Annotated in this window: 12 protein-coding genes; 4 read left to right on the top strand and 8 right to left on the bottom strand. The window is 66.6% G+C overall.

Going from position 1 to position 14,028, the window contains the following annotated elements; genetic code table 11:
• Positions 1-21: 21 nt before the first annotated feature.
• A complete protein-coding gene (locus ROA7023_RS11465) occupies positions 22-798 on the bottom strand; it encodes a transglutaminase-like domain-containing protein (RefSeq protein WP_085879176.1) in 777 nt (258 codons plus the stop codon).
• Between the two features lie 603 nt (positions 799-1,401).
• Between ROA7023_RS11465 and ROA7023_RS11460 the strand changes: the two genes are divergently transcribed.
• Both ROA7023_RS11460 and ROA7023_RS11455 read left to right on the top strand, forming a co-directional pair.
• Complete coding sequence (locus ROA7023_RS11460; protein WP_085879175.1) at positions 1,402-2,628, top strand: ATP-grasp domain-containing protein; 1,227 nt, start codon at positions 1,402-1,404, stop codon at positions 2,626-2,628.
• The gene (locus ROA7023_RS11455) at positions 2,628-4,733 is read left to right on the top strand and encodes a hypothetical protein (RefSeq protein ID WP_234992166.1); all 2,106 of its coding nucleotides are present in this window, start codon (positions 2,628-2,630) and stop codon (positions 4,731-4,733) included. The genes ROA7023_RS11460 and ROA7023_RS11455 overlap by 1 nt, the downstream gene beginning before the upstream one ends.
• Here ROA7023_RS11455 and ROA7023_RS24760 read toward each other — a convergent pair.
• The 6 genes from ROA7023_RS24760 to ROA7023_RS11430 all read right to left on the bottom strand — a co-directional run bounded on the left by ROA7023_RS24760 (position 4,664) and on the right by ROA7023_RS11430 (position 11,120).
• Positions 4,664-4,996: a hypothetical protein gene (locus tag ROA7023_RS24760; RefSeq protein WP_200812493.1), complete on the bottom strand. Its 333-nt coding sequence runs from the start codon at positions 4,994-4,996 to the stop codon at positions 4,664-4,666. The genes ROA7023_RS11455 and ROA7023_RS24760 overlap by 70 nt on opposite strands.
• Before the next feature lie 117 nt (positions 4,997-5,113).
• Positions 5,114-5,845 carry an alpha-amylase family protein gene (locus tag ROA7023_RS24755; protein WP_200812492.1) on the bottom strand — a complete coding sequence of 244 codons (732 nt, stop codon included), beginning with the start codon at positions 5,843-5,845 and terminating at the stop codon, positions 5,114-5,116.
• Positions 5,846-5,940: 95 nt separating this feature from the next.
• Complete coding sequence (locus ROA7023_RS11445; RefSeq protein WP_085879174.1) at positions 5,941-7,020, bottom strand: Gfo/Idh/MocA family protein; 1,080 nt, start codon at positions 7,018-7,020, stop codon at positions 5,941-5,943.
• Between the two features lie 200 nt (positions 7,021-7,220).
• Positions 7,221-7,586 (bottom strand): RidA family protein, encoded by a 366-nt coding sequence (locus ROA7023_RS11440; RefSeq protein ID WP_085879173.1) that lies wholly within the window; start codon positions 7,584-7,586, stop codon positions 7,221-7,223.
• Between the two features lie 137 nt (positions 7,587-7,723).
• Entirely contained in the window at positions 7,724-9,988 is a 2,265-nt protein-coding gene (locus ROA7023_RS11435; protein ID WP_085879172.1) for a TRAP transporter permease, read from the bottom strand.
• A gap of 133 nt (positions 9,989-10,121) precedes the next feature.
• The gene (locus ROA7023_RS11430) at positions 10,122-11,120 is read right to left on the bottom strand and encodes a TAXI family TRAP transporter solute-binding subunit (protein WP_234992165.1); all 999 of its coding nucleotides are present in this window, start codon (positions 11,118-11,120) and stop codon (positions 10,122-10,124) included.
• A gap of 308 nt (positions 11,121-11,428) precedes the next feature.
• Here ROA7023_RS11430 and ROA7023_RS11425 point away from each other — a divergent pair, with 308 nt between their 5' ends.
• Positions 11,429-12,205 carry an IclR family transcriptional regulator gene (locus tag ROA7023_RS11425; protein WP_200812491.1) on the top strand — a complete coding sequence of 259 codons (777 nt, stop codon included), beginning with the start codon at positions 11,429-11,431 and terminating at the stop codon, positions 12,203-12,205.
• A gap of 14 nt (positions 12,206-12,219) precedes the next feature.
• Here ROA7023_RS11425 and ROA7023_RS11420 read toward each other — a convergent pair whose 3' ends face one another.
• A complete protein-coding gene (locus ROA7023_RS11420) occupies positions 12,220-12,624 on the bottom strand; it encodes a rhodanese-like domain-containing protein (RefSeq protein WP_085879170.1) in 405 nt (134 codons plus the stop codon).
• A gap of 124 nt (positions 12,625-12,748) precedes the next feature.
• Between ROA7023_RS11420 and ROA7023_RS11415 the strand changes: the two genes are divergently transcribed.
• Positions 12,749-14,023, top strand: a complete 1,275-nt coding sequence (locus ROA7023_RS11415) for an NAD(P)/FAD-dependent oxidoreductase (RefSeq protein ID WP_085879169.1) — start codon at positions 12,749-12,751, stop codon at positions 14,021-14,023.
• Positions 14,024-14,028: the final 5 nt, after the last annotated feature.

The following is a 14,028-nucleotide window of genomic DNA, read 5'->3' as shown; positions in this document are numbered from 1 at the left end:
CCGCCTGTCGCCCCCGCCCGATCAGACCCGCGCGACGTTGACGATCTGGGTGATGAGCTCCGCCGGCGCCTGGGACTCCATGAAGGCGATGTCATAGGCGTCGCGCCCGACCGCGACCACGGCCAGCCCGTCCGCCTGGCACATGCCGGTCGGGTCGACCAGGTGCCAGGCATCGCCGAGCCAGACCTCGGCCACCGCGTGGAAATCCGGCGGCACCACGTCCGCCCCGTAGGCTGCGACCGCGCGGGCCGGGATCTGCGCGGCCCGGGCCATGGTGCAGAACAGATGGGCGTAGTCGCGGCAGACGCCTTGCCGCCCGGCGAATGTTTCAAGCACGTTGGTGTCGGCATCCGAGCTGCCGGGCACATAGGACAGTTCCGCCTCGATCCAGTCGCGCATGGCGGCGATCTTGGCGCCCCCCTGCAGATGGCCGAACCGCTTGTTGACGAAGGCGATGAACTTGTCGGACTGGCAATAGCGCGACGGCCGCAGATAGGGGACCACCTCGGCGGGGAGCCTGTGCAGCGGCATTGCCTCCAGCCCGACCAGCGGGATCGCCGGGCGCGTGACGTCGATCGTCGCGGTGTAATACAATTCCATGTCATTGCCCGGCACACGCGCCCAGATCCGCTGACCCACGCCCGAGTCGCCGGCGATCCGGTCGACCGTCGCCTCGCCCAGCATCATCCGCTGCTGTTCGATCGTCTGGCCATCATAATCGGCCGCCTCGATGGCGAAGAAGACCGTGTTCGGTTCGGGGAAACGATAAGTCATCGTGACCTCGATCGAGATGCGCATCTGGGATCCTTTCGCCGGGGCCGGTGCCGCGGAATGAGGGGGGGCTGATCGGGCGCCCTGCAAAGGCGCGGGATCGCCGGTTCGTGGTCGCAATGCCGTAACTGTCCCGAAGAAAATGTGCAACGAGGACGCGCCCGGTGCCCCTGCCGGCGCGGGGGCCTGCAACCGGATCAGGCCACTTTCGCGCACCTGCCCCCCGAATTCGCGCGTGCGCGCCCGGACCCGGCCCTCTGCGCGGCGAGATCTGCCTGAAATTCGGCCGGCTGCCAGTTTTCCCATCGGCGCCGCAGGGCGCCGGAGGGCCGAATCGATGATGCGCGGCCTGCGCCCGGGCCGAGTGCGAAAGACGCTCCCGTCCGGCGGAGCCGCCTGCGCGGATCCGGCCCTGTATGGCGGGGTCCGTCGCCGCTGGAGACACCTCGTCCGGGGCCGCGCCGGGGGCTCTCCCTTTCAATCCGGGACGATATGTGAGATCAGGCCCGTTCAAATCCGGACTATCACCGCATCCTGATGCAGGACCTTGCAGAGATCCGCGAGTGGACGGGGCTATCAATGACCCGTTGATCTTTGCCGACGAAAAAGGAAGAACAAAAGGAAGAACAAATGACCAACAAGAATCCTGAAAAGGGCTATATCGCCATTCTGGGCTGGAGCCTCAACGCCATCGACGCGATCGACCGGTTCGATCGCCGCTATGTCGTCGTGGCGCCGCCCTGGGCCGAGGATTATTGCAAGCAGAACGACATTCCGTTCGTTCCCTGGGATTTCGACCGTCTGAACGAACGCTCCTACGAGCTGGCCCACCAGCTTGAAGAGATGGGCGTCGACGTGGCCATTCCGATCTTCGAGGAAACCGTCGAATGGGCGGGCGCGATCAACGCGGTCCTGCTCAAGAACCCGCGCCTGCTTGGCCAGGCGATGCTGTTCCGGGACAAGTCGCTGATGAAACGGCGCGCCCAGCTGGGCGGCATCCGCGTGGGCGTCTTCGAAGAGGCGCATGACCGCGGCGACGTGATCCGCTTTCTCAAGCGCGTGAACCAGACGCTGCTGAAGCTGGACGGCGACGTGAACGACCCGATCCACTTCAAGGCGTTCGACAAGTCGGGCACGGCCGGTCACCGGGTGATCCGCACCCCCGAGGATGTGGACAACATCCCCGACGACGAATTTCCCGCCCTGCTGGAAAGCCACCTCGACGGCTGGGAATTCGCGGTGGAGGCCTGGATCAAGAACGGCAAGATCCAGTTCCTGAACATCTCGGAATATGTCACGCTGGGCTATTCGGTCTTCGTGCCCGCCACACCCGAGCTGGAACAGCACCGCGCCCGGATCACCGAGCAGATCGAGAAGTTGATCGAGACCTTCGACATCGAGTTTGGCTTCATCCACCCCGAGTACTTCCTCACGAGCGACAACACGCTCTACTTCGGCGAGGTCGCCTATCGTCCGCCGGGCTTCAACGGGCTGGAGCTGATCGAGCGCGCCTATGGCTTCAATGGCTACCAGGCCCTCGTCGTCGCCTTCGACCCCAAGACCACTCAGGAAGAGCTCGACGCCTTCTTTCCGACGCCGGTCAAGGATGCCAAGGGCCATGCCGGGTGCTTCGGCGTCTATCCCCGCCGTCGGGTGGTCAGCCGGCTCGAAGTGCCCGAAGAGACGGCGAACCACCCGTATTTGGAGTTTCACGAGCTGTCGGACCCGCGCGAGCAGAAGGTCGCGAAGCGTTCGGCCTTCGGCACCCACTGGGGGCTGGCCTATTTCTTCGGTGAGAATCCGCACGAGCTGCGGGACCTTCTCAAGCGGCAGGAAGAACTGGACTACTACGTCTGATGACCTTTGCATCGACGGCCCCCGACGGTCGCCCTTCGGAACCGGACAGTCGCGCCCAGGTGGCGCGGCTGGCCGGGACACTCGACGTCGCCATCGAGCGGCTCGAGCGGGCACGGCCCTTCGCCAAGCTGCGCTATCAGCGGCCCGTCCTCGACGTGGTGGCCCGGTTGGTGCGGCTTGAGGGCGGTCTCGACGTGATCCGCGAGCGGGCGGTGGCCATGGATGACGCGGGCCTGTTCTCCGGCTCCGACTGGGATTTCCCGGGGGCGCTGCTGCCGCAGATCTCGGGCGGTACACTGTTGTCCGAGGATCCGGCGTTCACGGCGCTCGAGACGGTCAGCCTGTGCCGATTTCTGGCCGTCGCGACCGGCCGGGCCCGGCATGAAAACCTGCACCAGGACACCGCGCGGCACTTCCTGACACAGGTGCTGGCGCTCAACCTGCGCGACCTCTTCGGCCAGTCCGACGAGGCGGCCCGAAGCCTTGGTGAGCGTTGGACCCTCAAGCGAGACCTCCTGAAATTCATCTCCGAGCATATCGGTCTGACCGACGTTCTTGGCGTGTTGGTCAAGGAGATCTGGCGCCTGCTCGAACAGCGTTCGGTGCAGGTGAACATGGCCAAGGACATGATCGCCCAGATCGCCGTCGCCCTGAACGAAAAAGGCACCGGGCCCGGCGGAGAGCGTCTGGGGGCGGAACGTCTGGTAAGCGCGCTCTTCGGGCCCACGGTCGCCTCGCTCGACGATCCGGGGATCGAGGCCTATCTGGCGCGGATCGACCGGTTCGACGAACCCAGCCTCTCGCGCGAGGCGATGGGCTTTGCCCGTGCGATGCACGACACCGGCCTCGTGTCCGACTACCACGTCGCGTTCCTGCGCCACGTGCTGGAATATCGCGACAGGTCGCTGGTGCCCGAAACCCTCGGCCTCGGCACCACCGGCCTCGATTGCTGGCGTCATTACCAGCGCCTGGTCGAGGATCTGATCCGCGCGGGCGTCACCCTGTCCACGCCCCAGGCGCTCTATGGCCTGGCGATGCTGCTGGACCGTGGCGTTCTGCACCACGGGCCCATGGTTCCGGCCCTCGCGCGGCAATTGCAGCAACAGGTGCAGGGCAGCGCCTGCGAGCGCCTCGCGCTGGGCTTCGGAGAGGTCGTCCCGCCCGAGACCCATCTGCTCGCCGGTGTGCTGCAGGTGCTGGGTCAGCCGCTTGGCGTGGGCCAGGGCGCCAATCCGACATGCCAGTCGGCGCGCGCCATCGCCATGTGGTCGCTGATCGAGCCCGATTTCCTGCTGCATATCGTCTCGCAGGTGTCGGAATTCGATGCGGTGCTGATGCAGTTCGAGGGCACGCCGATCAATTCCGCCGACCTGCCCGCGGGGCTGGCGGGGTTCGGCCCGATCGATGCCGACCCGGTGTCGGTGCTGCTGGTCGGACATCTCGACAAGGTCTATGCCGAGATGGGGCGGCTCTGCGTCGGGCGCGAAGGCGATCCGCACCGCTGGATCAATCCGCAGTTCCATGGCTGGTGGGTCTCGCGCGATTGTGCCGTGGCGGTGGATGTGACGACGGGCAAGCTCTCGGAATACGAGAGCTTCCTGCGCCGGTTTTTCGCCACCTATCATCCCGATCACAACGGTGACCGCCCTGTCAGCCATCCGCAGCCCGCCGGCATCGCCGTGACCGATCCGAACCAGACCTTCGTCGGCTGGCACGCGATCGCCATCCTGCGGGTCGCCGAGGACCAGTCGGGCGTGATGCGGGTCTATTTCTACAATCCCAACAACGACAGTGGCCAGGATTGGGGCGGCGGGGTCATCGTCTCGACCAGCGGAAACGGCGAACGCCACGGCGAAGGGTCGCTGGAGTTCGGGCAGTTCCTGTCCCGCGTCTATCTGTTCCACGACGAGCCGCTGGGGGGGCCACCGCACCGCCGACAGTGTTCCGGCCGAGACCGTCGAGGCGCTTCGGGCACAGGCCGCGTCAAGCTGGGCGTCGGACAGGCTTCCCGAGGGCTAGGCCTTCGGGGCGCCGGTCAGGCAAGCCCTTGCAGCGCCTTTGAAATCCACCGCAGCCGCGCCGGCGGCACCAGCCCGAGGTTGTAGAAGTTCAGCCCGTCCACATGGGGCGCCGCGGCGGCGACACGGTCCGCCAGATCCGCCGCGTCGGCGACCTGCGGATGTGACAGCAGAAAGCCCGCGATCAGCGTCTTGTCGGGGCCCAGCAGGGCGCGGGTCTCGGCCATCAGCGGCGCGATCCTGTCTTGCGCGGTGACATAGGCGCAAGACAGGATCCCGTCGCAGATCCGCGCGGCCGCGGCCGTGTCCACGCCGCCCGTCCAGGAGCCCTCGGCGTCGATCAGCAGCACCTTCGACGCCCCTCCGGCAGCGGTGACGACCTCCTCCAACAGAGAGCTGACGGGTGCGCTGCGCCATGTCAGAAAGGCATGCAGGGCGGCCTCGCCGGCAAAAGCGTCGATGCCCGCCTACGGAAAATCCGGGAATCGGCTTCGGGGCAGCTCGCGGGCGAAGGCCGCGTCGAGCAGGTCCGCGACCCGCGCCCTCGCGGCCTCGGCCGGAACGCCGGCATGCGTGGCGCGATTCATGCAATGGCGGCAGAAGCAGACCCCCAGCAGGAACATATCCTCCGGCAGGAGGCCAAGCGCGTCCTTCTCGTGATGAAACCCGTGGTCGAAGCCCATGAAATCCGGGCTTTCCAGCTCGATCCTGTCCGGGGCATAGCGCTCTGCGATCTCCGCCACCACGCCCGTGACATAGGCCCGCGCGGCCGGGCTGGAGGGACAAAGCGCATAGGAATGCGGATCCCCATGGGCCGTGCGCATGACATGGTCGGGATGCGCCATGCCCAGCCGGGTGTTGTGCAGGCAGACCGTCCAGCAAGAGACCTGCGGCCCGCCGGTCTCGCGCAGGGCACAGAGGCGGGAGAGCATGTCGCCCTCGCTCTCCACGATATCGGCCTGCAGTGGGATGATCTCCTGGCTTGTCCAGCGGGCCGGGTCGACGCGGTAGTACACGGTGCCGTCCTGCGGAAACCAGACCCGACGCCGTGGGTTGCCCGGCTGAAGGAAGCGCCCTGCGTGATAAGAGGTGGCGAGGCTGATCGTATCGACCCCTTCGGCGGCGAGGGTGGCGATGGCCGCGTCGGGGCCGAGGTCGTGCAGGTCCCAGGGGTAGGTCCAGACCGAGACGTTCTTCACCCTGCGCCGCTCGTGCCGGCCATGTTTGTCGGCCCGCCGCCGGGCACCGGATCGCGGGCCTTGTCAATTTCTCGCATGAATGCCTCCCGACCTGCTCAATCGAGCCGCACGACTTGTTCTTTTGCGATGCTCTCTTCGGCGGCCAGCACGATGCGCAGGGAATTGACCGCGGCGTCCATGGACTCGCCCAGGTCGAGATCCTCGCGGATCGCCTTCAGGAAAAAGTCCTGCTCGCGGTCGCAGAGCTGCTGGTGATCCGGCTCGTCCTCCATCGACAGGATCTCGTCCGCCTGCGTGAACGTCTTGTCGGCGCCGACATCCGCGTGGTGCACCCGGATCGCATCTGTCTTGGTGTGCTTGTCGATGTCGGCGCTGTCCGACAGGTCCTTGTCCGTGGCCGCCGTCGGGTCGGGAACCAGGCTGACGGAGCCTTTGGGCCCCACGATGTCCTTCACGAAGAACGCGGTCTCGGACATCATCGGGCCCCAGCCGGCCTCGTACCAGCCGACGGAGCCGTCGTCGAACGTCACGTGCAGGTGGCCGTAGTTCTGCTTGTCCGCCGCGTCCCAGAGCCGCGCACCGATGCCGTGGACGCGCAGCGGCTTCGCGCCCGTCAGCTGGCACATCACGTCGACGTAGTGGACGCCGCAATCGACGATCGGGGTCAGGCTGTCGATCAGGTCCTTGTGCCAGAACCACGCATCGCCGGAGCTTTGCTGGTTCAGGTTCAGCCGCATGACCAAGGGCTTGCCCATGGTCCGGCCCAGCTCGATAAACCTGATCCAGGACGGATGGACCCGCAGGATATAGCCCAGCACCAGCTTGCGGTTCGTCTCTCGGGCCTTGGCGACGACGGCCTCGGCCTCTGCGTTGGTGGTGCCGATCGGCTTTTCCATGAAGACATGGGCGCCTGCATCCATCGCCTTGAGCGCGTAGTCGGCGTGGGTGTTGGGCCAGGTGTTGATCGACACGGCGTCGGGTTTCAGTTCGGCAAGTGCGGCTTCGTAGTCCTCGAAGAGCGGATAGTCGGAGAGCGTGTCCGGAAGCGCCTTGGACCTGATCGTTCGGGTGCAGAGTCCGACGATCTCGAAGCCGGGATTGCGGTGATAGGCCGAGGCGTGGGAGGCCCCCATGTTGCCGAGGCCCACGACCAGGACGCGCACTGGATCGGTCATCTTGTTCTCCTCCTTTGTCGGGTGGCGCGGTCGCACCGGGCGGGTGCCGGTGCAAGCCGCACCCGGGGGCGCCATGCCCCGGGGGCCGTTCCGTCGCCTGTCATGATTTCGACCTCAGACGGCGCCAGAAGGCTCTTTCAGGACGGCAAACTTGTCCGTTTCCAACCTGCGGCATGGCCTCTCTGGTGCGGGCTGGCCGGTCAGAGCGGCTTGTAGGCGATGGCCTCGATCTCTACCGCGATGTCGATCATGAGACGGCTTTCCGTCGCCGAACGCGCCGGGGGATTGTGCGAAAAGGCCGCGCCGTAGACCTCGTTGAAGGCGGCGAAGTCGTCGCGGTCGCGCAGCCAGACGGTGGTCTTGATCACGTCTTCCAAGCCGCACCCCGCCATGTCGAGGCAGGCCCGCAGGTTGTCGAGGACGGCCCGGGTCTCTGCCTGGATGCCGCCCGGAACGATGTTGCCGTCCGCGTCGAACGGCACCTGGCCGGAGATGAAGACGTAATCGCCCGCGCGGACGACAGGGGTGAGGGGGACCTTGGCGCTGCCGTAGTATTCCTTGGTCATGGGATCTTTCCTTTCCTGTGATGTGGGCACGTTCCCCAATCACGCGGGAAATACAACCGCGAAGCGGGCGATTGCCGACCCGAACGGGACGGCGGCCGGGGCAGACGGGCGGATCGCCTGCCTGCCCCGGACCGGGCTCAGTCGGCCCCGCGCACCGAGATCTGCGCGTCCGGTGCGGGGTGCAGCAGTTTCTGGACGAAGAACACCGCCACCGCTGCGCCAATCCCGATCAGGTCGGTAAAGATCCCGCCCTCGATCATGAACAGCGCGGCCAGCATCAGGGCCGCGCACATGAACCACGCGGTCCGCGACCCCATGAACCAGCCCTGCACGCCGGAGCTGAGCAGGAATACGCCGAACACGGCCGTGGCACCCGCCCGCAGGACCTCGATCGTGCTGCCGTCCATCAACAACGCGCTATTGTAGAAGAACATGAAGGGCACGATGAAGGCCGCGATCCCGATCTTGAACGACGCGACCGAGGTGGCCATCGGATTCGCCCCCGAGATCCCCGCCGCCGCATAGGAGGCCAGCGCCACGGGTGGTGTGATGGCCGAGACCACGGCGAAGTAGAACACGAAGAAATGGGCCGTGAGCTGCGGAATCCCGATCTCGATCAGGCCCGGCGCCACGACCGAGGCCGCGACGGCGTAGGCGGCGGTGGTCGGCATCCCCATCCCCAGCAGGATCGCGATGCACATCGCGAAGACCAGCGCCAGAAGCTGGCTGACCCCCGCCAGGTTGAGCAGGAGCGACGAGAACCGCGCCCCGACGCCGGTCAGGCTGATGACACCGACGATGATGCCCGCCGCCGCACAGACCGCGATGATCTGGATCGACATCAGTCCCGCAAGCTCCAGCGCCTTCAGGATCGAGCGCGGCCCCATCCTGTTGGGCGTGAGCCAACTGACGACGGCGGCCGAGACCGTGGCAAGCGTGCCCGCGCGAATGACCGAGTAGCCCATGAACAGGGCCACGATCAGGATGATGATGGGCAGGAAGAGATAGACCTGACGCACCAGCTTGGCGAATTTCGGAAGTTCGTCCTCGCGCATGCCGCGCATGCCCAGCTTGGCGGCCTCGAAATCGACCATGAAGTAGATCGACACGAAGTAGAGCACCGCCGGAATGATCGCCGCGAAGGCGATGTCGGTGTAGGGGATGCCGGTGATTTCTGCCATGATGAAGGCGCCGGCGCCCATGATCGGCGGCATGATCTGCCCGCCGGTGGAGGCCGCGGCCTCGATCGCGCCGGCGGTCTTCTTCTCGTAGCCGACCTTCTTCATCAGCGGGATGGTGAGCGAGCCGGTGGCGACGACGTTGCCTGCCGAGGTGCCGTTGATCATGCCCATCAGGCCGCTGGCGAAGATCGCGACCTTGGCCGGCCCGCCCCGGGCGCGGCCGGCGGCGGCGAAGGCGAAGTTGATGAAGTAATCCCCGACCTTCGAGGCCTGGAGGAACGCCGCGAAGATGATGAAGAGGATGATGTAGGTCGAGCTGACCGCCGTTGTCGGCCCCAGGATCCCGGCGTCGGAATAGACGTGGCCGAAGAAGCGCTGCCAGGTGTAGGCGCTTTGCACCGCCAGGATGCCGGGCAGAAGATGCGCGGTGAAGGTGTAGATGAGGAAGATGCCGGCGATGGCGACCAGGGCGAGCCCCGCCACACGGCGCGTCAGCTCCAGGATCAGGGCGGAGCCGGCGGTGGCGGCGAAGGCCACGCCGATGGGCACAAAGGACGTGCCGACGGAATTCCGCGCCGCGGTGGAATAGATCGGGATCAGGTAGAGCGCGATGGCGATCCCGCAAAGCGCCATGACCACGTCGGAGGTGGCAACCGCGCCCCGGGGGCGCCGCTCGAACCAGCTCAGGACGATGCCGCCGAAGGTCGCGACCAGCAGGGGCAGGCCGAACCACCACAGCTCTTGCGCGTAAAGCGGCGTGCCGGGAAAGGCGGCCCAGGTCACCAGCCCGCCCATTTCGGGCAGGTCCCCGCTCTGGACCGAAAGGATGAACTGAAGCGCCGTCCAGTAGACGGCGGCAACCGGCAGGAACAGCACCAGGCCCGCGCGGCTCAGGAGTGGGGTGTCGCGTTCGCCCTCGTGGTCGAAGCCGTGGGCGGCGAAGATCAGAAAACCCAGAACCAGCGCACCGGCGATGTGCACGATCCGGAAATTCCAGGTTTCCAGCGGGAATTGCGGCAGGAAGGGGATCTCGATCCCCGTGTAGTTCGAGATCGAGACCCCGTTCAGCGCCGCCATGTGAAACGCGGCGTAGAGGATGGCCAGCGTGGCCGCGAAGGGCGCGAGGCGCCCCGTGAACTGGCGGCGATTCGGCTCTACTGGCTCTTCATCGACGCCTTCGGCGATCACGGGCTCGAATTGCTCCGCTTGCTGATCTGACATTGTCCCATCCCCTTGAAGTCATGTCGTACACACTTGTCACCGAACGGATGCGCCGGCCCGGGTCTCTTGTTGGACGCGCCGCACCCCGCGAAGGGTGCGGCACTTTTCCGGTCTCGCCCTCGGGGGGGCCGGGTTACATCGACGAGTGGATCATGTCCTCGGGAATGTCCGCGCCGGCGTTCTCGATGAACCATTCCGCCGCTCCGGGGTGCCACATCAGGACGCCGTTCTTGTCCCAGTTCTCGGGCAGGGTGGAGCCGGCCGCACGGTGGATGTTCACCATCCGCTCGTTGTCCGACATCACCACGTCGACCACGGCCTTGACGAAGCTGGTCGGCAGGTCGCAGTTGGCGATGGCGAAGTTCCACATCGAGACGGACCGGGCAGGGGACTCGAGCGTGCTGTAGGTGTCGGCCGCGATCTCGAATTGGGCGACCGGGAAGGCCTCGAGGATCGCTGCCTGCTCTTCCTCGGTGAACTCGATGATGTTGACGTCCGTCTGGACCTCAAGCTGCGACACCGCCGGCACCGGGACACCGGCCGCGAAGGCGATCACGTCCAGCAGGCCGTCCTGAAGCTGGCCACCCAGGTCGCCCCAGCCGCCGTTGCGACGCTCGAAGTCGACGCCAAGCGTCTCCATCATGCGCGGGAAGTAGGTGTCGGAGGTCGAGCCCGCCGGGCCGAAGCCGATGCGCGCCCCGTCCGGAATGTCGGCGATGGTGGTGATGCCGGACGAGGCCAGCGCGGTGACGCTGAACGGGGTCTGGTACATCGGGAACATCGCGCAGGCATTGGTCATCTGCAGGCCGGGGGCGATGGGGTTGGTGCCGCCCAGGGATTCCGCTGCGGGGCCCATGGTGGTCATGCCGAACTGCGCCTCGCCGGTGTGGACGAGCGCCATGTTCTGCATCGGGCCGCCGGTCACTTCGCCGCCGCCGGTGATGCCAAGCTCTTCGGACACGAGGTTCGCCCAGCCGGCGCCGTAGGCGAAATACGTGCCGCCCTGGGACGCGGTGCCGACGGTAAAGCTCTCGGGCCAGCCCTCGCGGTCCTCATGCCCTGCCGCGAATGCGCCCGTTCCAATAAGCGTCGCGGAAACCGCCAACGCGTGAACCATCTTACATGTTGTCATGTCTTCTCCCGTTTTTTTTGACTTGCACGGCCCTCTCCTGGCCACGCCACACCTCCGACACTCCTCCGGCCTTCAGGTGCCGCCAATGCGCGAAAACGCACAGCGGGGTCTATAGTCACCCAAAGGTTGAGCAAAGCAAGCCTTCTTGACCGTGGCGCCACGCCATCAGGCAACAAAGCATGCGCACCGGGGAAATCGGGCTGGGCCGGGCTGCGGTGCCCGGCAGCCATTTCCGGGCGGGAATGCCGCGAAATCAGGCACGCTTCAACAGCCACAAATGTTCTGATATATGAAACGGATGGGGGAGCATGGACCAGATGGCAGACCAGTCGAAGTCACCGAAAGTGGATTCCACCCTGTCGAAGGGGCTGGCCATCTTGGAGCGCCTCGCCGCCTCCCGGAGCGGCAAGGGCGTGACCGAGCTCTCCCGCGAGCTGGACCTGACGAAGTCGAACACCTTCCGCCTTCTGCAGACGCTGACGACCCTGGGATACGTGCGCCGCCTCGACAACCGCTCCTACGCGGCCACCCTCAAGACCTGGCAGATCGGCCGCAACCTGGTCGAACACCTCGACCTGCGCGAGATGGCGGGGCCGGAGCTGACCTACCTGAGCAAACAGACCGGAGAGGCGATCTATCTCGCCGTGCCCGAGGACCTGGCCATCGTCTACATCGACAAGATCGACAGTCGAAAACCGATCCGGTCCTGGAACACCGTGGGCGGGTCGGCCCCAATCCATTGCGTCGGGACGGGAAAGGCGATCCTGGCCGCGAATTACAGCCGGATGCGCGACAAGCTGGTGGGCAACCTGACCCGCCACACCGATAGGACGCTGACGAATATCGAGGCGCTGGACGCCGACATCGCGGCCACGCAATCCCGTGGGTATGCGCTCGACCGCGGCGAGTATCGGGAACATATCCTGAGTTTCGGGGCCGCCGTCACCCTCCCCGACGGGGTGGCGGTGGCGGCGCTGGGCATCTCTCTGCCCGAGATCAACCTCGCCGAGGGCGATGCCGGCCGGATCGGCGCCCTGGTGCGCGAGGCCGCGGCCCGCGTGTCGGAAAAGCTCCTCCGGGGGTAGCGGGGGCGCCGCGGTCAGTCCTTTTTCACAGGGCTCTCCACAGGCCCGCCATGTGCGGCCCATGTGGAAAAGCCCTCTCTCAGATGCGCGGCCTCGAACCCCATGTCCTGCAGCGTCGCCACCGTCAGCGCAGATCGCCAGCCCGAGGCGCAATGAAAGACGTATTTCTTGCCCGGCTGGGCAAAGACCGCCTTGTGATAGGGGCTGTCGGGGTCGACCCAGAACTCTATCATGCCGCGCGGGGCGTGCACGCTGCCGGGGATATATCCGCCGCGCTGGCGCTCTCGGATATCGCGGATGTCGACGATCACCAGGTCCGGGTCGTCCAGCCGCGCGATCAGGTCCTTCGTCTCGATCTCCTCAATGCGGGCGCGGGCCTCGGCCACCATCTGGGATGCGGTTTTCTTCAACGTGGTCATGGCGCCTCGATGTTCTGCTATTCGGAACGATCTTGTCGCATGTTGACACCCTCACGGCGAGGGTGCAACATTTTTGCAGCCCGGCGGCGCGGCGCGGCGCGGCCCCGGGGCACGGAGGCGGCGGATGACACGCGACAAACCGATTTCGCTTTGGGCCGCGTCCGCGCAGGAACCCGATGTCGCGGCGCCGCTCTCGGGGGCGGACACGGTGGATGTCGCCATCGTCGGCGGAGGTTTCACCGGCCTGTCGACCGCGCTGCATTGTGCGGAGGCCGGCCTGTCCGCCCATGTGCTGGAGGCCGAGCAACTGGGCCACGGCGGCTCCGGCCGGAACGTGGGGCTGGTGAACGCCGGCGTCTGGCACCCGCCCGCGGCGGTGCGCACGGCGCTCGGGCCGACCTACGGCCCGCGTTTCACCGAGCGGTTCGGCGCGGCCCCCGAATATGTCTTTTCCCTGATCGAGCGGCACCAGATCCGCTGTGAGGTCACACGGACCGGGACGATCCACGCCGCCCACGCGCCATCCGGCCAGGCCGAGCTGAAGGCCCGTCACGCGGAATGGCAGCGCCTCGGCGCCCCGGTCGACCTGCTGGACCGCGCCGAGGTGGCTGCGGCGACGGGCACCGAGGTGTTTCACGGCGGGCTGCTCGACCACCGGGCCGGGACGATCAACCCGATGGGCTATTGCCGGGGGCTGGCCCGCGCGGCGCGGGGGGCGGGCGCGACGATCAGCACCGGGACCCGCGTCACCTCGCTGCGCCGCGACGGCGGGGCCTGGATCGTCGGGACCGAAAGCGGCGATCTGCGGGCTCGGGCGGTGGTGCTGGGCACGAACGCCTATTCCGACGATCTCTGGCCCGGGCTGAAGCGCGCCTACACGACGATCAATTTCTTCCAGCTCGCGACCGAGCCCCTCGGGCCGGCGGCGAAAGACATCCTGCCGGGGCGGCAGGGGCTCTGGAGCACCGGGAAGATCATGGTCTCGCTGCGCCGCGACATGTCCGACCGCCTGATCCTCGGCAGTATGGGCAGGATCATGGGCACGGCGGCGGGCGGCGCCTCTCATCGGTGGGCGCAAAAGAAGCTGGCGGCGATGTTCCCCGCGCTGGGCCCGGTGACCTTCGAAGAGGCCTGGACCGGGCAGATCGCGATGACGCCGGATCATCTGCCGCGGATCTGCAAGCTGGGCGAGAACCTCTATACCCCCGTCGGCTACAACGGCCGCGGGATCACCACCGGCACGCTTTTCGGGCAGGCGATGGCGGGGCTTCTGACCGGCATGGACTTGGCCGAGTTGCCGCTGCCGATGACCGACCTCGCGCCGGTCCGGTCGGCGCCGATCATGTCCCGTCTCTATCAAATGGCCTTTGCCGCGAACCAGGTAATCAAGAGCATCTGACCCAC

Origin of the sequence: Roseisalinus antarcticus (assembly GCF_900172355.1) — a bacterium.
GTDB classification, from domain to species: Bacteria; Pseudomonadota; Alphaproteobacteria; order Rhodobacterales; family Rhodobacteraceae; genus Oceanicola; species Oceanicola antarcticus_A.
Note: the sequence above shows the minus strand (reverse complement) of the source record. Positions and strands in the feature narration are given on the sequence as shown.

Excerpts from the sequence above, each read along its gene's own strand:
- ROA7023_RS11430 (WP_234992165.1), bottom strand. The coding sequence starts at position 11,120 with ATGACAACATGTAAGATGGTTCACGCGTTGGCGGTTTCCGCGACGCTT.
- ROA7023_RS11435 (WP_085879172.1), bottom strand. The coding sequence starts at position 9,988 with ATGTCAGATCAGCAAGCGGAGCAATTCGAGCCCGTGATCGCCGAAGGC.
- ROA7023_RS11425 (WP_200812491.1), top strand. The coding sequence starts at position 11,429 with ATGGACCAGATGGCAGACCAGTCGAAGTCACCGAAAGTGGATTCCACC.
- ROA7023_RS11460 (WP_085879175.1), top strand. The coding sequence starts at position 1,402 with ATGACCAACAAGAATCCTGAAAAGGGCTATATCGCCATTCTGGGCTGG.
- ROA7023_RS11465 (WP_085879176.1), bottom strand. The coding sequence starts at position 798 with ATGCGCATCTCGATCGAGGTCACGATGACTTATCGTTTCCCCGAACCG.
- ROA7023_RS11455 (WP_234992166.1), top strand. The coding sequence starts at position 2,628 with ATGACCTTTGCATCGACGGCCCCCGACGGTCGCCCTTCGGAACCGGAC.
- ROA7023_RS11415 (WP_085879169.1), top strand. The coding sequence starts at position 12,749 with ATGACACGCGACAAACCGATTTCGCTTTGGGCCGCGTCCGCGCAGGAA.
- ROA7023_RS11420 (WP_085879170.1), bottom strand. The coding sequence starts at position 12,624 with ATGACCACGTTGAAGAAAACCGCATCCCAGATGGTGGCCGAGGCCCGC.
- ROA7023_RS11440 (WP_085879173.1), bottom strand. The coding sequence starts at position 7,586 with ATGACCAAGGAATACTACGGCAGCGCCAAGGTCCCCCTCACCCCTGTC.
- ROA7023_RS11445 (WP_085879174.1), bottom strand. The coding sequence starts at position 7,020 with ATGACCGATCCAGTGCGCGTCCTGGTCGTGGGCCTCGGCAACATGGGG.